A 19,269-nucleotide genomic window follows, 5' to 3' on the forward strand; every position below is an offset into this window, starting at 1 on the left:
AAATTTAAAAAAAAGTAAGAAATAAGCTTTAAGCTTATTTGTTAATTGAGTTTATAGCACTTTGTGCACCCTGTTTTACAAAACCGCTTTCATCGTCAAGCAGTTTTTCAAGTGCAGGAATGGCTTTTTCATCACCGATATTTCCAAGTGCCCATGCGGCTGCTCCTCTAACTCTCCAATCTTCATCGTTCAATGTTTCAATTAGAGGGTCGAGAGCAGGTTCTCCCATACGTGAGAGTGCAGTGGATGCTTCTCTTCTAACCAATTTGTTATTGTCTTTTAGGGTTTCAACTAATGCAGGAATAGCTTTCGGATTGTTGGTTGCTCCCAAAAGAGTGGCTGCATTTAATCTGATTCCTTTTTTTCTGTTTGATAAAGCATCAATCAATTGGTCAAATGCTTCATCAGACCTTAATCCTAATTCACCCATAGCATCTTCAACAACAAAGTCATCTTTATCGTTTAACAATTCTATTAACTCATCAATGCTTCTTTCCATTTTTATCCCTCTTTTCAATCAAGGTATTTAACTACTTTTACTATGTAATTAATAACATTTATATTTGGTATAGTATAAAAGTATTTCGATAATATACGAACAAAATTACAATTAAATAATATGACTTAAATATTATTAGTATACGAACAAAATTGTCTTAAGTGAAATAATGTATAATATTACGGTAATCGGGGGAGACGGCATAGGCCGGGAAGTAATGTCAGCATGCGAATATCTGCTTGATAAGATTGACCTGGATTTCAGTTTCAGATATGGCGTTGCAGGCTTTGAATGCTTCAACAAGACTGGTTCAACATTGCCAGAAGAAACTATAAAGATAGCCAACAAAAGCGATGCAGTCCTTTTTGGGGCATCCACATCAACACCTGGACAGCCCAGCCCAATCATCAATCTGAGAAAAGCGCTGAATGTTTATGCAAACATAAGGCCGATAAAATCATATAAAGGCGTGAACTGCCTTCGTGACGACATCGACTTTGTAATCGTTAGGGAAAATACCGAAGGACTATATTCACAAGTTGAATACGGTGATGAAAACAAGATGATTGCCGAAAGACACATCACCAGACACGCCTGCGAAAGAATTGCAAAGGCGGCATTTAACCTCTGCATCAAAAGAGGGCAGAGCAAAGTCACATGTGTCCACAAAAGCAATGTCTTAAAAAAGACCGACGGCGTTTTTAAGGAGTCCTTTTACAAAGTAGCCCGTGATTATCCGCAAATCAAAACTGAAGATTACTATGTTGACGCAATGGCAATGTATCTTGTAACACAGCCACAAAACTTTGACGTCATTGTCTCAACCAACCTGTTCGGAGACATATTGTCCGATGAAAGTGCAGGGCTTGTCGGAGGATTAGGTCTGGCACCATCCGGAAATATCGGCGATCACAACGGACTGTTCGAACCTGTCCACGGTTCCGCACCGGATATTGCTGGAAAGAATATAGCTAATCCGTGTTCAATGATACTGTCAGCCGCAATGATGCTTGACTATCTGGGAGAATGGGAAATCTCAAACGATATACGAAAGGCCGTTGAAAAAGTCATAGCTGACTGCAAAATAAGAACCCCTGATCTTGGAGGGGACGCCTGCACAATGGATGTGACAAAAGCCATCGTTAAGGAGCTAATTTAGATGTTGAACATTACCACTTTTTTAGATGCTAATTCAAAAAGATTAGATAAGGATGTTTTATATAATCCTACTACAGGAAATAAATATAATTCAGGAGAAATATTATCGATTATCTCTGAAATCGGACGCGACCTAAAAGATTTGGGGATTGTTAAAGGAGACAGGGTATTGATCTATTTGAACAATTCCGAAGAATACCTATTTTCACTTTTTGCAGTCTGGAGAATCGGAGCAATAGCAATTCCCGGAAACAGGATTTTCACAGCAAACGAACTAAAATACATTGTTAGCGATTCAAAAGCCAAACTCATGATTACAGATAAAAATGCAAAAGACATGATTGACATCAAAACATACATACCTTCAGACATATCAAGATTCAGAGATTGTGAAGTTTTAGAAGCTGAAAATACCAATTGGGACGATTTATGCCAGTTGCAATACACCTCAGGAACAACAGGAAAACCGAAAGGAGCAATGCTGACACACGGAAATTATTTCACAGCAATCCACAATGAATGTGATGTGCTGACCTTGAAGCAGGATGACGTTTATCTGGGAATCTATCCAATGGCTCATGTCGGCCTTTCATGGTCGATTGCTGCACTGAGGTCTGCTGCCTATTACATCATGATGGAACAGTTCAACATTGACGAATACCTTGATTTATGTAAAAATGAACAGGTTACCGTTTTAACCGGAATGCCTCCGGTAATACACTCCCTGACCACAATGGACAAACGTGATGAATTGAAAACCGTGCGTGAAATCGTTTCCGGTGGAGGGCCATTGCATAAAAAGATATGGAAGGATTTCCATGAAACCTATGCAATACCTATAATAAACGCATATGGATTGTCCGAATCAATAGTTATAGGGACAGGTACAGTAATCAGACCGGAAGATTATCGTGAAGCCGACAGATTTGAAAGCGTGGGCCATCCAGTCTGTTTTTCAGAAGTGAAAATTGTTGATGAAGATGACGCTTCAAAGGTTTTGCCTAAATATGAACAGGGTGAAATCGCTCTTAGAGGTCCCGCCATAGCCAAAGGATACTGGGGAAATGAAGAAAAAACAAAATCCACCTTTCTCGAGGACGGATGGTTCCTGACTGGAGACATCGGATATCTTGATGAGGATAACCGCCTATTCATTACAGACCGCAAAAAGGACATGATTGTAATGAGCGGATGGAAAATCTATCCAACAGAAGTAGAGGAAGTTTTAATAAAATATCCTGAAGTTAAGGAAATAGCCATTTTCAGCATAAACGATTGTCACAGAGGCGAAATCCCTGTTGCGGCAGTCGTTTGGGAAAGCGAAGCTGATGATGAAGGATTGATTTCTTATGCCCGTGAAAACCTATCACGATATAAAGTTCCAAAGAAAATATTTGAGCTTGAAGAGCTTCCAAGAGTAAACGGATGGAAACTGCTCAGAAGAGAATTGAGACAAATGTTTAAAGAGTAGTACTGCAATAACCAACCATCACATTAAAAAAAAAAAGAGAAGAATATGAAACTATTTGTAAATCATAGTTCCAATACCGTCTGTTGTAAAGACTTCTAAAAGCAAGGAGTGCTTTTTCCTTCCATCAATTATATGGCATGATTTAACACCGTTTTCTATGGCATTAACACATGTTTCGATTTTTGGAATCATTCCTCCTGAAATAACTCCATCTTCAATCAATTGTGGAATTTCAGAAACCCTGATTTTTTGAATAAGAGAATCTGGATCATCCGGATTTCTTAAAACGCCCGGAACGTCAGTCAATATGATTAATTTTTCAGCGCCGACCGCACTTGCAACTTCTCCTGCAACAGTATCAGCATTTAGATTAAGACTTGTTCCGTCTTTTGCAATACCTACCGGAGATATGACAGGAATGTAATCATTTTCTAAAAACATTTCAAGCAAATCTGTATTGACACAGTCGACTTCACCGACAAGGCCCAAATCAACTATTTCCTCATCGATTTTTTTAGCTTCCTTTTTATGTGCAAATATAAGGCTGGAATCCTTTCCGGATAGGCTTATTGCCTGGCCGTCGTGCTGGATGAGTTCAGATACGATTTCATTGCTTATCTTACCTACCAATACCATTTCAATGATTTCCATGGTTTCCTCATCGGTTACCCTTAAACCCTGGATGAATTTTGGTTCCTTACCAAGTTTATTCATTGACCTTGAAATTTCCGGACCGCCACCATGCACAATCAATGGTTGCATTCCAACATATTTGAGCAATACAGTATCGCGAGCTGTAGAGGACTTTGCTTCATCATCCACCATTGCATGTCCTCCATACTTAATTAAAATTTTTTTATCATGAAACTTTTTAATGTATGGTAAAGCTTCAATTAAAACATCAATATCTTTCATTTAATCACTACATTTAATATTTACTTAATTATTTATATACTTTTAAAATATAATCATTATCATGTCCGAGATGAATGATATCAAAAATTATCTGATTGAATTGGGAGCAAGTAAAGTCGGCTTTGCAGATGTTGATGGTTTGGCCAGCGATTTTATTGATTTGCCCCATGGAATAAGTCTTGTTTTAAAATTACCTAAAGAAGCTATGAATCTGGTTAAAGAAGAAGAATACGAAGAATATTGGAAGTGCTTTCACTCACAAATTGCCGTTTTGACAGAAATAGCTCTAAAAGGTGAAGAATACATTAAAAATCTCGGATATGATGCATTTGCCCTTACAATGACCCGAAATGAATGTGACATGGAAAGACTATTAAGCATTCTTCCTTATAAGACAATAGCTACAAAATCAGGTCTCGGATGGATTGGACGCTCTGCATTGTTTGTAACACCTGAATATGGTTCTGCCGTTGCTCTTGGAGCTATTCTAACAGACATGCCATTGGAATTCGGAGAACCCATAACAGATTCCGAATGTGATGACTGTACAAATTGTCAGGATGCCTGTCCTGTAAATGCCATCAATCCCCAAAAATGGAATGACCGGTTGAATCGTGAGGACATTATTGATATTGAAACATGTGCAGAATACATAATTGGCCAGTATAAGGTAGGGCTTGGCTGCACCAAATGCATGAGCGAATGCAAACGGACACAGGAATACCTGAAAAGTGGATGAATATTCGTCATTGAAAAACTTAAAGAATTTCTTATTTTCCCCAATATTTGGTAAGCAAGCGTTTACTTGCGAAAAACTATATAATATCGAATATTGATAGATTTAGATAATTGAAACAATTGTTGTTGATAACTATGAATATTCAGATAGCCTTATTATATTTCATTAATCAGGGATTGCAAAACCCATTTTTGGATCAGATAGTGCCGGTCATATACACTTTCGCTGATGTAAGGGTTACATTAACTCTTCTCACATTGATCCTGATAGTCTCCTGGAAGCTAAAAAAAGAGAATATATATAAAATAGCAATATTGTGTATCATTGCATTTTTCGTATCAAGCGCGTTCATACTCATGTCCAAAACTTTCTATCCAAGCCCTAGGCCTTTCATGGTTCTGGAGGGCATACGTTTGGCAGTTAATGACAATGGATTCTATTCATTCCCGTCCGGCCATTTTTCTGTTACGGTCACAGTCCTTTCAATTATTATGATGAAGGTGAAAAAATATAGGCGCAAACTATTTGTCCCGGCAATCGCTTATTTGCTGATCTTGTCATTCGTAGTGATGTACGGCGGAGTTCACTATCCAATCGATGTCATCGGGGGAGGAACAATCGGCCTTGTATCTGCAGTGATTACAGTGCGTTATCTTGACTTTTTAGCAGATTATGTTATCAGTTTCTTAGAAAATCCCCGTAAATTTATTAAATCCTTTTTAAATCAGAAAAAGTATAAAAAAGTGAAAGAATATATTCCTGCTCTTTGAACCTCCCCAGCTTGAAAGCGGGAATTCCTGCACAACAATGTTGAAATTTGTTAATATATACTTATTGAAAAAATTTAGGTATGCCTAAATATTTAAATATGATGAAAAATAATAAAGTAACAAAGACAATAATTAATGGAGGCGAAATTATGATTATTGGAATTGAAAACCTTAAAGAAAAACAAAAAGACAAAGATGAATCAGAATAAGGATGGTTATTCCTAAAAAACCACCACTTTCCAATTTTTTTTAAACTTGCCATACATCCAACAGACATATCAAGTTAATTTTTCAAAGTCAATTGAAATAATTAAATCCCCAATTAAAATACTTGAAGATAATTCACAAACATACAAAATTATAAAATGAAAAATCAAGTAAAATGTATCTTATTTTTTTGCCAAAAATAGTCCTGTTAAGAAACTCCAAATGATTAGGGTGTAGACCGAAAGCCTCTCAAAGACTGGCATGTAAACACTTTGGATATTGAAAAACATTATCCAAAATGCAACTAATCCGATGACCCCTAAAACCAAAGTAATTTTTTGATAGTTCAGGAATTCGCCCATGGATCTTGAAACGAGCACCAGTAATATATTGCCTCCCAAAATAGCCATTACGGCACCCAATGTATGATAACCGGAAGTCAGAGGATTTCCTCCATGAATCAGACCTACAATAATGACCCCCAAACCCGTTATCGCAGATAAAATATAAATGAAGACATTATTTTTAATAAAGAAATCCTTAAACCTGTAAAAACTGGAAAATATTAATGCTAAACCCACTAAGATAAAAGCGGAATTCATCAACCAGAACAAGGGAGAATTCCCATTAGGTATTCCCAGTTCGGAAATAGTATGAAAAATATAAGTATTGAATAGGGAATCATTGAAGAAAGTTGCGGAAATAGCTTCGGCTAAAACATAGTATATGCTGCCTATTATCAGGGCAATTCCGGCAACTTTAGATTTCATTTTTAAATTCCCAATTTATTATTGAAGTATTTATCCTTAATATCGAAATTAAGTTCAGTGATATCTGCACCTGCCATGGCTTTCTGCAGAATCTTATAGCAAGCCTTTTTAGGCACAAAGATATTGTGAATACGGGATTTGTTCCAAATCCTATCAAATCTTTTCTTAAGACTTCCTAAATCCAGTTTTTCTGTGACATTTTTTAGATTAATGATATTAGCTTCATTTATCACATCATAAGTGGCCAAGGTCTGCGCATCCATAACAATCGGGTTCAATCCCAAAATATAACGTTGCAAATCATAATCCAGGAAGGATTCATAATCCCCATCATATGCATAGACATGCGCTTTAGCGGATAATGCATCGATGAATACCAAAAATTGATTTGCGATCAATGCTCTTGATAATATTTCGTCACAGAATTTCAATGCGGTTTCAACACTTCCAAGATTTGAACCGTTATAGTATGTTTCATAATCCTCAAACCTGAAAGCTACAAGAGCAAACATGTAGAGATCCATCCATTCATTTTCCTTTATGAACTCCTTGGCTTTATCTGTCAGTTTTAAGTCATCGAAATTCAAAGAAGTCTCAACAGACTCGACTTCACCATTGCTGTTTAAAACCGGCAAGACCCTTTCAATTAACTTCTGTTTTTTTCCGGAAACTTTCAGACCGTTTTCCCTTAGGATATCCTTCAGTTGAGCAACAGTGTATTTATTTGATACTTCCTCGGCTGTTAATTCGACATTATCCTCAGTTTCTGAAGCCAAACTGCTGATATCCCCCTCAAGATAACCCTCATCAACCAGATACTTAATGCATTCCTGCGCTGATGAGAATGTCCCGAATTTACCTTCATTCAAAATATCTTCAAGTTCATAACCATTTTTTAAAAAATTTAAAACATTGAATACTTCTAATTTTTGTTCACTCACTTAAACACCTTTTATACTTCATTTGCAATATTGAAAAATTGCCAAATGTAATTATTAAACCTCCAATTAAGAAAGCATATAAATTTGAAACAGATATTAAAATAATAGTTATGCCGACCACAAATACTATTATCATTTCTAATATATCTTTTTTGGTTAATTTAATATTTTGCTTATAATATTGCTTGTTAACCATTATTGAAATGTAGAAAACGATTAATGAGATTATCATTAATCCGCTCACAAACCAGTAATTGACCTCACCTGCATGAATTAGCTCAAAGGCGACTGTGACAAGATTTATGCTGATGATTATGAAGTAATGGCTAAACATTAATCTTAATGAGCGTTCAACACGATAATGTTCCATTAACCTATGGATTTGAGTCACATATGACCCAAACATTGTAATGACAATCAGAAATACAAATATCGGAACAAATGAAAAATTCAGTGCATCGAAAAAATGTGTAAGGCCAACGATGGCTTCGCCGAAAGTGATGATAGTCAAAAGTTCGAATCTCTCAACAAGATGCGGAAAGTTAATGATGCTCTTGCTGAATTGGCCCCTGTTGAAAAATGGTATGAATGCACCGGTTATAATTGCCAGAACATTAATTGCCAGAACATATTCCTGTAATCCGTTTAATGCGCATAGAATTGCTATCAGATAAATGAAACAAACAATTAAAATGTTTGAAATGGAATTTCCCGCCGCTCCTTTTAAGGAATGTTCCTTTTTTGCATGAACTGCATATAGCAATGCTACCGTTAAAAGAATTACCATCATGGAAACGTCATATGTGAAATACATTACCGACCAATCCCCGGTAATCGTATTTGACATGAAAATAACTGCAATCATGTTTATGCAGGCAAGAAGGTATTCATACCACCTCCACTCACCATAACGATTAACATAATTGGTAAAGTAGAGCCAAGCCTGAAGAATTACAAAGCAAGTTACGAAATATGTGAAAAAATTACTTACGGGAATAACTCCTCCCATTGGCTCATTGATTAGGCTTGTCAATTGTGAAATTGCATATACAAACAGCAAATCATAGAACAGTTCTATTAGTTCAACTGGTTTTTTAGTTATTTCCATAGTAAAATATTTGTCAATACAAATATATTAATTTAGTATTGAACTACCGAAATAGGCAAACTTGAAAAAAGGACTATGGATTGCATGCTTCATCAGCAGCACCCATAACAACGGTTACCTCATCAGATAGATTGATTTCGGAAATCTTCTTATCCGAATCATATTTTGCAGTGTAGTATGCCTGTGCAAAATTCATAGTGACAAACATAACTTCCTTAAAATCAATTATAAAATCATCTTTGGGGATTTTATTTAAAATTTCAATCAGTTCAACAGCATCTTCACTGGATTCCAAATGAGTGCCGAATTCGGCGCCTAGATTAATCATCATTTTAACACTACCTTAATAATAATATTCAACTTTATCCAAATATACTTTTTTTAAATATGTGTCAAGATCGGAAAATAAAAAAAAGAAATGAGATGAAAATCTCATTTAATTATAATTTTCACGTTTTTGGTTGTTTTCAAGTAGTAGTTATCACCTTTAAACGTTATTTTTGCTTTAAATGTTCCTTTTTTGGTTAATTTCTTGATTTTGAAGATTGCTTTTCCTTTGGCATTGGTTTTTGCCTTAAAGGTTTTTGCCTTAACTTTTAAGGTGACCTGTACTTTCTTAACCGCTTTACCCTTGCTGTTTTTCAAGGTTATTGTGTATTTTTTGACTTTCTGGGCTTTTTTGAATGTCTTCTTTTTGGCGGCAATTTTTGTTTTCTCCTTGCTGACAGTGATTTTAACTGTTTTACTTGCCTGATAATTGTTGCTGGTTAATTTAACAATCAGGTTTTTATTGCCTGCCTTAGCCGCTTTAAGCATATTCGCAGTCAAGGCGATTGTTGCAACGCCCTTGGCATCAGTCACAGCAGATCCCATAGCTTTTCCGTTTAATGTGAAAGTGACTCTTTGGCCGGCAAAAACACTGCCCTTTTCGTCCTTGAGGGTTATTGAATATTTTCCGCCGTAGTTGATTACATATGACTTATCAAAAGCCACAATAACTGCATTCAATTTGAAAACATTGAATTTTATGCTTTTGCTTTCATTGTTGTGATTCAAACCGCCATCATAGATTATAATTGCATCATATGCTCCTGCAGGTAAGTTTGAAAGTGTGAATGATACTCTTCCGGATTCCAGAATTTCAGTGTATGTTGCATTGTTGATTTTTAGGGTCACTGCTCCATCGCCAACAATGTTTGGATCACTTACCTCAACTTGGATTAATGCATCATTTTGAACATATGCCTGGATAACCTAAAAACAATCAACAGTATTGAACCCCAATTCTCCAAGTTGACTGATTTGCGCAAAACTTCCCGGACAAAAGAAGTCAAAGCAACATATCATCATCATATAAAAGTTCTAAAAACTATTTAAAATTATTTTAACCTAATTAAATTGCTTTATTTTATAACTAACCAATTTATAAAAGATAAAATCCCAAATAGAAAATGCAAATTAAATTATAAAAGGTTAAAATATGGATAAAAAAGATTTTGATATAAGAACTAAAATAATCAAAGAAACATTCAAGGACGACAGACCCATTAAATGCCGAACCCCTGAAGATGTAAGAAGGCTTGATGAAAACATTCATCCCGGAGGAGACATTTTCACAACAGAAGATGGCGCATTTATCGATTTTGAATTTCAGCTCAAAGATTTTGATGAAGCGGAACTTGTAAAATATGTGGAATTTGCTGAAAACCTCTATGAAAAACACCACAAACATGTATCAGTCTACCTTTTATGTCCAAAAAATGTTGATGTGAGAGTTAGGGAATGCGTTATAAAATCTGAATCCGATTTCACCATCAAACTTGCATGCTCACAGGAAGACCTCTGCCACATCATCCTAAATGGGATTAAAAACAAGCTAAAACGAAACGAAATCTTAGATATGGATGACTTGCATGCCCTTGCACTGCTTCCCGTAAGGTGTGATAGAAAAGACAGGAATTATTTCAGATTGGAATATTTCAAAATAATTAATAGATACTTCTAACAATTATTTATTCCATTTTAAGATGGTTTTGCCGAAGTGTGAGTTATGGTCTATGTCAAACGCTTCCTTCAAATCATTTAAAGTGTCGATTTCACAGATGTTGGTCACTAACTTATCAAGATATTCGAACAATTTGGGATTTTGTTTTAAAGTTTCGACAACCCCGACAAAGTCCTGCCTATCTGATCGGCTATTTCCCTGAACTGTCAATCCCTTTTCCAAAACCATCCGCGTATTGATTGGTACAGGATATTCGCTTACACCAAATAGGCTTATTATACCCTGAGGATTGATTAAATCAATGATTTGTTCAATTGCAGATTGGGAAGCACTTGATCCCACACATTCAAATGCATGGTCTATTACAATGTCATCAGGAACATTATGTATCTGATAGATTTCATCAGCGAATGAAAATAAGTTTAGATTTTCAAGATGCTTGCCGAAAATTATTATTTTGGATTGGGGGAACTTTTCCTTTAAAAGCAACACGGTTATGAAACCCAGGTTTCCGTCTCCCCAAACACCGATAACATCTTTTGGAGTTACGGCAATTTCTGAGAACTTTGATATTCCCTGATAAGCAACAGTAATCAATTCTATAAATGCTGAAACATTCTTATTGAAATCATTTGGTATCTTAACTACCCTATCTGATTCCAATTTAATCAAATCAGATGTAAACCCATCAAATCCACTTCCCCTGAATTTTGAGTTATATGAATAATTGGCTCTGCAGACATCCTCTCCCTGAGGTGTGTTCGGAATCAACACAACACTATCTCCCGCTTCATATTCTCCTGAAGCATCATAGACCACTTCACCGATTCCTTCGTGAATCAGCGCCATAGGCAATTTTTCATCAAGAACCTCGGCAGGCCTTGAACCCTGATAGTATCTTTGGTCCGCCTGACAGATTGAAAGATGTGTTGGTCTTACAACTACTCCGTCAAGTTCTATTTCATCTATTGCCTCTTCAAAGAATTTCGGGGATTTCAGTCTGTATACGATATTAATCATTTTTATCCTCAAGAATTGTATTTGCCAATTTCAAGTCATACGGGTATGTAATTTTGATATTTGTTACTTCACCATCAACGAGATGTACATCTTCATCTTTAAGAGTGAAGATTTTGCATGCATCTGTCAGTATATTGGTTTCGGCTTCTGTTAAACTGTTGATCAGGTTGAAAAGTTTCTTTACATTGAAGCTCTGTGGAGTTTGGCCCTGGTAATAATAATCCCTCACGGGGATGGCCTGTATAGTCTCACCATTAATGCTCTCAACAATAGTGTCAGTTGCAGGAATGACAGTGTCGCATGCCCCATACTTCCTTGCAGCTTCTATATTGTCCTTAATAATCCTATGGGTTACAAATGGACGGACAGAATCGTGTGTCAGGATTATTGAATCATCATCGATTCCGAAATTCTCATCAATGAATTTGATGCTGTTCATAAGAGTATCATTTCTTGTTTTTCCACCTTCAATGACAATAATGCCCTCATCATCACCAATATACTCCTTGATTAAATTATTGGTATGGTTTATGAAGTTTTTAGGGGTTAAAACAATAGTCTTATCAATATTTTCATTTATAACAAACTTTTCGATAGTGTGGATAATGACAGGTTTATTTCCTAAGGTCAAAAATTGTTTGGGAGTGTCTGTACCTCCCATTCTTGAACCAATTCCTCCTGCCAAGATTGCTGCAAAAATCATTAAATTAACTCCTTTTCAATATTCCTGATATTAAAAGTATTTTATAAATTCATTACAAATAATGTTTTCTAAAAAATAATATAAATAATTTTCAAAAAAAAGTTTTAACTCTCAATCAAAAAAAGCTATTCCTTTTCGAACATGATTAAATAATGGGATTTGCCTTCTGGAATATCCTCGCCGATTTCCTCATTCAAATAAATCATTTTAAGACCATGAGCTGCAAATAGCTTTTTTAAATCTTCAGGAGAAGATCTCATCTTGGTTGGAGGGCCATTTGGCACATCCCATGCCTTATAATCCATAATGGCTATCTTGCCATCATCAGATACAATTCTTGCAAGTTCATCAACCGCTTCATCAAGTTTTCTTGAAGCCTTGAATCCGTGGAAAACATTGACAAGCAAGACAACATCAATCGAAGAGTCTTCAACATTTGGAATTCCCTCAGTAATATCGGCTTGGATATTGATTAAATTTTCAACATTGTTTTCCTTTTTATAGCTCTCCATGTCCTCGATGGAAGCGTCATAAATATCTACAGCGTAAACTGTTCCATAATGATTATAGTCTTCTAAAATTTTAATTGCATTGTGGCCGTCACCACAGCCGGCATCCATAAGAGTCTCGTTTCCATTTAAGTTTAATTCCATGATAATTTCATCAGAATCAAGGAAAAATGCACTTGAAAATCCATGAGCCCTATGTCCATTCTCAGGCATCATCATATTATCACCCATGATAAGAGGATTATTTTTTCCAGGTTTGTTTTACTCCTCTTCCTCTTTTACTACCAGGTTTGGTGTAACTTCTTTTTTGTCTGGTCCTTCTGTTGGTTCCTTTAACTTTTGCCATATCTTACCCTCCTTGAAATTTATCATTACAAAATTAGAATTAAATCTATAACAAAAAAATATTTGTTTTTAAGATATTTAAAGGTTTTCTTTAAGTGGTGTATTCGGCATTGATTTTAACATAATCATATGTTAAATCACAACCCCAAGCCGTGGCTTCACCATCACCCAAATACATGTCAATATTTACAGTGACATTTTTTGACTGCATTATCTTTTCGGCCCTTTCAAGATAAGGTGTGTCTTCAAATGCCAATATTTCACCTTTTCTAATAAGGTCCACCTCATCTGCGTCATCTGCAATTGATATTGTTACAATATCCGGATTCAAATCGCATCCTGAATAACCAATTGCAGAAACGATTCTTCCCCAATTGGGATCTCCTCCAAATACTGCAGATTTAAACAGGCTTGAAGAGATAATGGATTTTGCTGCAAGTCGTGCATCCTCATCATCTTTTGCACCGCATACATTGGCTTCAATGAACTTGGTGGCTCCTTCACCATCGCGGGCCATCTTTTTGGCAAGGTCTATGCACAGGTAATTTAAAGCTTGCTGGAAATTTGAATCGATCTTGCCGTCCTTTATGACATTTACGCCTGATGCTCCATTTGCCATCATCAAGCATGTGTCGTTAGTGCTTTCATCACCATCAACAACAATCATGTTAAAACTGATATCCGCAGATGTTTTTAATGCCTTTTTGATTTCATCGGATGGAATAACCGCATCCGTTACAATGAATGATAACATGGTGCCCATATTCGGGGCAATCATTCCGCTTCCTTTAGTGATTCCTGCAATTTTTACAGTTTCGCCGGTGATTAATGTGACTTCAACGGCGCACTCCTTTGGAAATGTATCGGTTGTCATGATAGCTTTTGCTGCTGCAAGGGAATTTTCAGGAGAATTTCCTAATTTGGATAATGATTCATAGGTCACTTTAGAAATGACATCTATTGGCATTTCACGGCCAATAACACCGGTTGATGAAATGGCTATTTCATCTTTAGGCAATTTCAAGTCTTTTGCAACAAGTTCAACCAAGGTTTCGCAATCCTTAAATCCCTGTTGGCCGGTAAAGCAATTGGCATTACCGCTGTTTACAAAAACCGCAGAGACAATTCCTTTTTTCAAAACATTTTTTGTGTATTTAACAGGAGCGGCAACTACCTTATTTGAAGTGAAAACCGCCGAAGCATTACTGTTTGGACAAACGATAATGCTTACACCGTATTTGCCTTCACGAGCCCCTGATACTTTGAGATTTTCTATGACTGAAAATCCTCCATCAAGTTCTTTAATAAAATCCATAAAAATCACAATAAATACTTATCCAATAGCCGTTACTTCTATCATAGAAGATTCATTTTCGTTGAAATCAACACGATCAACATCTTCATCAAAGATTACCTGATCTGACTGATTTAGATTACTTGTCATTTCATCTGTAACATTTTCATAATGAGGTCCATCATCACTGCCGTCATCCAGACTTAATGAAACCCCGATTCCTGCACCAATAACAAATGCAATTAAAGCAAAAACCATTAAGAAAACAAGAGTCTTATTTGCCTTTCTTTTTTTCTTAGCCATTCTGGGATTTATAGGAGGTCTGTTCGGAGCGCCGCGACGAGAATTATTCATGGAGAATCTATTTGAAGAATTGCGACGGGCATTATTATTCCTGCTCCTGAATCTTCTAGATTTATTTTGCTGACCATTTCCTGATCGCAACACTCTTTTATCATCTTTGTTTCGTCTCATGTTATCTTTACTATAATTTAATTTAAGAAACTAATGCGTATACTAGGGCTAAAATAACTCCAATAAAGCTAAACACTCCTAATCCTAATACTGACATTATATAAGCAAATAAGAATACAAATATGAACACACCAATTAATTTAGGTTTTTCATTTTCAACCAAGTTGATCAATGTTCTTGTGAATTCGGATGGGATATTATAAGCATACAGTCCGTTGGCCAATTCAAAAACGACCAATGACAATGGAGCGGCTGAGTCCAAATCATCAACAATCTGAGCTCTTTCACCAGCTTCACGTCTACTTCTTCCTATACCTGCCCTGATTTTGGCACCATTATCCAATGCAAACCAAGCCGCATCAAGTCCTGCACGGATTGCTAAATCTTTTGATGGGAATTTAGCAATAAAATCATCTCCACCTTCCCTGTAACCTTCCAGTTCACCTTCACATTCAGTTTCAATGAAGTTTTTGATAGCGGTCATTAAATCAACAAGCTGATTTCTTCCATTTTTATTGATGAATTTAGTTGAATCGATTAAATCAATGAACAGGTAATTTTCCAAATCGACAGGTCTGGATTCTCTTAGCAAAAACGGTGAATCGAATACCAGTGCATATTCTCCACCTAATTTGGTGAATGCGATACCTGGAAAACTGCCGATGTTTTGAGTGTAATGAATTGCACGTTCAATAGAGGCTGCACCTGTCATTCCAACAGCAGATATAACCTGTATGCCTTCAGACAATCCTATTCCAATTAATTCAATAGCTACGCGAATTGCATCATTTTTACTTAACATTTTAGCAACGAGTTCTGTTGCTGTCTTTTCCACAATTTCTCCCTTTTCGTTTTCGATGATTTTAACAAATATATCAATCAAACGGGAAGGATGCGGAAGTTCAATGTAAAAATAACGGTCACTTCCCATAATAATATTACTTACCAGTGCATATTCTTCAATCCTATTTTCCGCAGGTTTCAATTCATGAAATGTATAATCCTTCGGAAGATTTTCGGCACCGACATCGCGAATAAGATTTTGTAGAATGGTGTCTGAGGTGATTTCTGCTTTTTCAAGCTCAAACAGGATAGTTTGGGTGTAATTGAATAACTCCACATACTCGGTTTCTAAGGAGTTTGTTGGAAAAAATTTGGTTCCAACAGCTATGGGATTAAGCTTGGTTGTAAGCTTAATGAAAGACTTAGTTAAACCATTAGTCATCTAAGCCTCCTCCCTTTTCCAATACGATTTCAAAATCACCCGGTTTTTCTAAAAGCATGTCCGGTTTTACGGATACGAACGGGAATTTCCAGGACCCGAGCCTTCCTGCGATTGTACTTGCAATGTTTCTTGAATTCTTCTTAATGAACACTTCATCATGCTCGCTGACACGTACTAAAATGTTGTATGGAGCATTTTCGGAAACCTCATCTGCAAGCAGAATATTCAATTCGAAAGTGCCGGGTTTTGTAAACAAATCATTACGTACAGCGATTAAAGGCTTTTTCTCAAGACCTAACCTGTCTGCAACAGTGACTGAAATGTTACCTGCATTTTTTACGGCAACTTTATAATCTTTAGGATGCACTAATACAAAAATCACATATGGAGCGGCTATTTCCACATCATCAACCATTTCCACAATCTTGTTAAACATTGGTATTTTTGCAAAAATATTCTCCAGTTTTGATTCCGCATTATTCTCATTATCTATACGAATGATTGCTTGTTTGGCAATATTTAACGGGGAAATTTCCAATCCTTCCTTACCTGTATAAATTTCCCATTTTTTGAAGGTTAATTCTTTAATAATCTCATCACAAATGTGCTGAAGTATATTCTTGTCCTTTTTAGGTCGTTTCGGTTTTCCAAAGGTAAGTCTGCCATTATCAATGATGAATGGTATTCTCATTGAAGCGATATTCCTGAATTCAGCGGCATAATCTCTGAATTTATCATTTGATAATATTTTTGCTCTTTCACGAGTAGCAATATCTAAAATAAAATGATCAGCATCATTTCCTGCTGGAACTTCCTCTACATTATCACTTTCCAGCAATTTCAAATAACTGTCCTTATCGTCAATGTCATGACGAAGTGATGCATCGGCAATAATTACAAATTCATCTTCACTTTCTTCTAATGCTTTTACGGCTGCAAGGATATTGGCCAATTTAGGTTGTCCGTTTTCATTTTTAACATGATGAGCAACATTAGAAGCATCTACAACAACTTTCATAATATCACCTTAAATTAATTCAGTTTAATATATATATTTAATTCTAATATTTAAATCTATTTTATAATTTATTTCTAGGATATTTTCCAAATAAGAATTTTTCACCCTTAACTTCGTGGAGGAAAATATCTATTTCGCTTTCGGATATTTCATAAACGATATATGAATTCCTATTCTTTCCTCTGAGTTTATTGGATGCAATTGAACCTGCATTGACGATAATGGTTTCATTCAGTTTCCAAATGTTTGGAACATGTTTATGTCCTGATAAAACCAGATCCACTTCATGAGTGGTTATTGTCTTAAGGATATCTCCCGCATCGGACAAAACGTTGCGTTCACGACCGGTCTGTGGAATAGGTACTATATGATGGTGTAAGGCTACGACTGTGAAATTTTCATTAATTACACTTTCATCCAACTGATGCTGCAGCCACATATGCTGAGGGTTTCCGACATGACCTGTGTCCTGGTCGGGAGAACTGCTGTCGAGTCCTATGACTGTTAGATCATCATCCATGGTAAGTTTCCAACTTTTCTCGCCGATCAGCTCTTCGAAGGTTTGATAACCTAAATTACGGGCGTCATGGTTTCCTGGAACTGCAAATAATGGTGATTCGAACATGTCCAGATATTTAGTGGCCTGTTCAAACTCCCTGTAATAACCGTCGTTAGTGATATCTCCGGTCAAAATGATCATGTCTGGCTGTAACTCATTTATTTCACTTACAGCACTCATAAACATTTCTTCGTCAAAGGTATTTTCTGATATGTGCAGATCAGAAATGTGTACGATTAAAGTCATATTATCTATTGATTTAATTTCATGATAGCTTCTGCAAGGTCTCCTTTACATTCTTCCAAAGCCTGTCTTGCTTCATCTTCACTGACACCTGCGCTATTGGCTACCATTTCAACATCTTCATCAGGTATTTCTATTTCATATTCCAATTCTACTTCACGGGCTTTACCGTCGATTTGGTATGTTTCCTGACCCATTACATTCATTAAACTTACACTTGGATTGTCAATGATTAATTCCTTTTCATCAAAACGAATGATTACTTCACGGACACCTTCTAACTCTTCCATTTTCATGCCCATTTTTTTCATTTGTCTTTCCATTTGTTTCATTTGCTTTTTATTCATACCAGGTATCATAATTAACCTCAATAAAATATACTATTATTAAATATATAAATGATTATTATTAAAATTAACTTAATTTTCAAATCCGTAAATTCCAGTCTCAAAGGTCTTTGCGACATCCTTCAGAATTTCAGGGATATTTATCTGTTGCGGACATTCTTCAATGCACATTTCGCATTCAATGCAGTCTGAAGCTATTCCTACACCTTCAAGCTTGGAATAATTCAAATAAGCATTTCCATGGGGTGTCCACTCATCGGTTTCCAATAGCTTATGCTTGTTGTACAAATCAAAGAGCCTGGCTATGTCAATTTCCTCGGAACATGAATCCACGCAATATCTGCATTTGGTGCAGTTAACCGTGATGTTATTGTTGATAATTTCCGAAACCTCTTCGAGAATCTTAAGTTCATCATCATTTAATGCATCGGCATTCTTGAACTCCTCGATATTGTTCTCAAGCTGTTCCAAACTGCTTGCTCCAGTTAAAACAACACAGACATCATCAAGATTGACCACGAATCTCATGGCCCATGAAACTACTGACCTGTCAGGGTTGTATTGCTTCATTAACTTTTCAGCCTCTTCCGGAACATCAGCCAGGAATCCTCCCTTATACGGTTCCATTATCATTACAGGCTTATCGTATTTTCTTGCAACTTCCAGACATTTTCTTGATTCGATATTTTCATCTTCCCAATCGAGATAATTGATTTGAAGCAATACAAATTCGATTTCAGGATGCAAGAATAGGATTTCCTCTAAAAATTCAGAATTCCCGTGTGTTGATATTCCAATATGTTTAACCTGTCCTTCTTCCTTTTTCTTTTGAATAAATGAGAACAGATCAACATTTTTCCATGCATTTTCAGTTAATCCGCTTACATTATGCAGCATGTAATAATCAATGTAGTCCACACCGCAATTCTCCAGCTGTTGTTTGAAAATA

The 19,269-nt window shown here is 36.1% G+C and carries 23 protein-coding genes; 6 read left to right on the forward strand and 17 right to left on the reverse strand.

Annotated elements, in window-relative coordinates; genetic code table 11:
* Positions 1-34: 34 nt before the first annotated feature.
* On the reverse strand, positions 35-499 hold the full coding sequence (locus IJF99_RS02395; RefSeq protein ID WP_292791609.1) for a HEAT repeat domain-containing protein: 465 nt from the start codon (positions 497-499) through the stop codon (positions 35-37).
* 169 nt (positions 500-668) lie between these two features.
* Between IJF99_RS02395 and aksF the strand changes: the two genes are divergently transcribed.
* Together aksF and IJF99_RS02405 are read left to right on the forward strand one after the other, a co-directional pair.
* Positions 669-1,658 (forward strand): homoisocitrate dehydrogenase, encoded by a 990-nt coding sequence (gene aksF, locus IJF99_RS02400; RefSeq protein WP_292791611.1) that lies wholly within the window; start codon positions 669-671, stop codon positions 1,656-1,658.
* Positions 1,659-3,128 (forward strand): class I adenylate-forming enzyme family protein, encoded by a 1,470-nt coding sequence (locus tag IJF99_RS02405; RefSeq protein WP_292791613.1) that lies wholly within the window; start codon positions 1,659-1,661, stop codon positions 3,126-3,128.
* A 51-nt stretch (positions 3,129-3,179) separates the two neighbouring features.
* Here the strand turns inward: IJF99_RS02405 and argB are convergent, their stop codons facing one another.
* Positions 3,180-4,043, reverse strand: coding sequence for an acetylglutamate kinase (gene argB / locus IJF99_RS02410; protein WP_292791615.1), 864 nt, complete (start codon positions 4,041-4,043; stop codon positions 3,180-3,182).
* Positions 4,044-4,104: 61 nt separating this feature from the next.
* Between argB and IJF99_RS02415 the strand changes: the two genes are divergently transcribed.
* From IJF99_RS02415 to IJF99_RS02425, 3 genes are all read left to right on the forward strand, one after another.
* Positions 4,105-4,782: a reductive dehalogenase domain-containing protein gene (locus tag IJF99_RS02415; RefSeq protein ID WP_292791617.1), complete on the forward strand. Its 678-nt coding sequence runs from the start codon at positions 4,105-4,107 to the stop codon at positions 4,780-4,782.
* A gap of 134 nt (positions 4,783-4,916) precedes the next feature.
* Complete coding sequence (locus tag IJF99_RS02420) at positions 4,917-5,552, forward strand: phosphatase PAP2 family protein (RefSeq protein WP_292791618.1); 636 nt, start codon at positions 4,917-4,919, stop codon at positions 5,550-5,552.
* A gap of 80 nt (positions 5,553-5,632) precedes the next feature.
* A complete protein-coding gene (locus IJF99_RS02425; RefSeq protein ID WP_292791620.1) occupies positions 5,633-5,761 on the forward strand; it encodes a hypothetical protein in 129 nt (42 codons plus the stop codon).
* Between the two features lie 180 nt (positions 5,762-5,941).
* On the opposite strand, the gene IJF99_RS02430 is transcribed toward IJF99_RS02425, so the two are convergent.
* From IJF99_RS02430 to IJF99_RS02450, 5 genes are all read right to left on the reverse strand, one after another.
* Positions 5,942-6,529, reverse strand: a complete 588-nt coding sequence (locus tag IJF99_RS02430) for a DUF998 domain-containing protein (RefSeq protein ID WP_292791622.1) — start codon at positions 6,527-6,529, stop codon at positions 5,942-5,944.
* Between the two features lie 2 nt (positions 6,530-6,531).
* On the reverse strand, positions 6,532-7,470 hold the full coding sequence (locus IJF99_RS02435) for an SAP domain-containing protein (RefSeq protein WP_292791624.1): 939 nt from the start codon (positions 7,468-7,470) through the stop codon (positions 6,532-6,534).
* Complete coding sequence (locus IJF99_RS02440) at positions 7,463-8,578, reverse strand: low temperature requirement protein A (RefSeq protein ID WP_292791625.1); 1,116 nt, start codon at positions 8,576-8,578, stop codon at positions 7,463-7,465. The genes IJF99_RS02435 and IJF99_RS02440 overlap by 8 nt, the downstream gene beginning before the upstream one ends.
* Positions 8,579-8,651: 73 nt before the next feature.
* On the reverse strand, positions 8,652-8,909 hold the full coding sequence (locus IJF99_RS02445) for a hypothetical protein (protein WP_292791627.1): 258 nt from the start codon (positions 8,907-8,909) through the stop codon (positions 8,652-8,654).
* Between the two features lie 101 nt (positions 8,910-9,010).
* The gene (locus IJF99_RS02450) at positions 9,011-9,754 is read right to left on the reverse strand and encodes a hypothetical protein (RefSeq protein ID WP_292791629.1); all 744 of its coding nucleotides are present in this window, start codon (positions 9,752-9,754) and stop codon (positions 9,011-9,013) included.
* Between the two features lie 304 nt (positions 9,755-10,058).
* On the opposite strand from IJF99_RS02450, the gene IJF99_RS02455 reads away from it, so the two are divergent.
* Positions 10,059-10,583: a hypothetical protein gene (locus IJF99_RS02455; RefSeq protein WP_292791630.1), complete on the forward strand. Its 525-nt coding sequence runs from the start codon at positions 10,059-10,061 to the stop codon at positions 10,581-10,583.
* Between the two features lie 3 nt (positions 10,584-10,586).
* Here IJF99_RS02455 and IJF99_RS02460 read toward each other — a convergent pair whose 3' ends face one another.
* The 10 genes from IJF99_RS02460 to IJF99_RS02505 all read right to left on the reverse strand — a co-directional run.
* The gene (locus IJF99_RS02460) at positions 10,587-11,603 is read right to left on the reverse strand and encodes an alcohol dehydrogenase catalytic domain-containing protein (protein ID WP_292791631.1); all 1,017 of its coding nucleotides are present in this window, start codon (positions 11,601-11,603) and stop codon (positions 10,587-10,589) included.
* Complete coding sequence (locus IJF99_RS02465) at positions 11,596-12,306, reverse strand: 2-C-methyl-D-erythritol 4-phosphate cytidylyltransferase (RefSeq protein WP_292791633.1); 711 nt, start codon at positions 12,304-12,306, stop codon at positions 11,596-11,598. Before IJF99_RS02465 ends, IJF99_RS02460 begins: the two co-directional genes overlap by 8 nt.
* Positions 12,307-12,431: 125 nt before the next feature.
* The gene (locus IJF99_RS02470; RefSeq protein ID WP_366931243.1) at positions 12,432-13,046 is read right to left on the reverse strand and encodes a methyltransferase domain-containing protein; all 615 of its coding nucleotides are present in this window, start codon (positions 13,044-13,046) and stop codon (positions 12,432-12,434) included.
* A gap of 205 nt (positions 13,047-13,251) precedes the next feature.
* Positions 13,252-14,475, reverse strand: a complete 1,224-nt coding sequence (gene argJ / locus IJF99_RS02475; protein ID WP_292791636.1) for a bifunctional ornithine acetyltransferase/N-acetylglutamate synthase — start codon at positions 14,473-14,475, stop codon at positions 13,252-13,254.
* A gap of 18 nt (positions 14,476-14,493) precedes the next feature.
* The gene (locus tag IJF99_RS02480; RefSeq protein WP_292791638.1) at positions 14,494-14,928 is read right to left on the reverse strand and encodes a hypothetical protein; all 435 of its coding nucleotides are present in this window, start codon (positions 14,926-14,928) and stop codon (positions 14,494-14,496) included.
* Between the two features lie 22 nt (positions 14,929-14,950).
* Positions 14,951-16,153, reverse strand: coding sequence for a hypothetical protein (locus tag IJF99_RS02485; protein WP_292791640.1), 1,203 nt, complete (start codon positions 16,151-16,153; stop codon positions 14,951-14,953).
* Positions 16,146-17,171 carry a Zc3h12a-like ribonuclease gene (locus tag IJF99_RS02490; RefSeq protein ID WP_292791642.1) on the reverse strand — a complete coding sequence of 342 codons (1,026 nt, stop codon included), beginning with the start codon at positions 17,169-17,171 and terminating at the stop codon, positions 16,146-16,148. Before IJF99_RS02490 ends, IJF99_RS02485 begins: the two co-directional genes overlap by 8 nt.
* A 61-nt stretch (positions 17,172-17,232) precedes the next feature.
* The gene (locus IJF99_RS02495) at positions 17,233-17,976 is read right to left on the reverse strand and encodes a metallophosphoesterase family protein (RefSeq protein WP_292791643.1); all 744 of its coding nucleotides are present in this window, start codon (positions 17,974-17,976) and stop codon (positions 17,233-17,235) included.
* A 5-nt stretch (positions 17,977-17,981) separates the two neighbouring features.
* A complete protein-coding gene (locus tag IJF99_RS02500; RefSeq protein WP_292791645.1) occupies positions 17,982-18,332 on the reverse strand; it encodes a nascent polypeptide-associated complex protein in 351 nt (116 codons plus the stop codon).
* 60 nt (positions 18,333-18,392) lie between these two features.
* A partial coding sequence (locus tag IJF99_RS02505; protein WP_292791647.1) for an aldo/keto reductase occupies positions 18,393-19,269 on the reverse strand: 877 nt, incomplete at its 5' end.

The sequence above is a fragment of the Methanobrevibacter sp. genome (genome assembly GCF_017406825.1).
GTDB lineage: Archaea > Methanobacteriota > Methanobacteria > Methanobacteriales > Methanobacteriaceae > Methanocatella.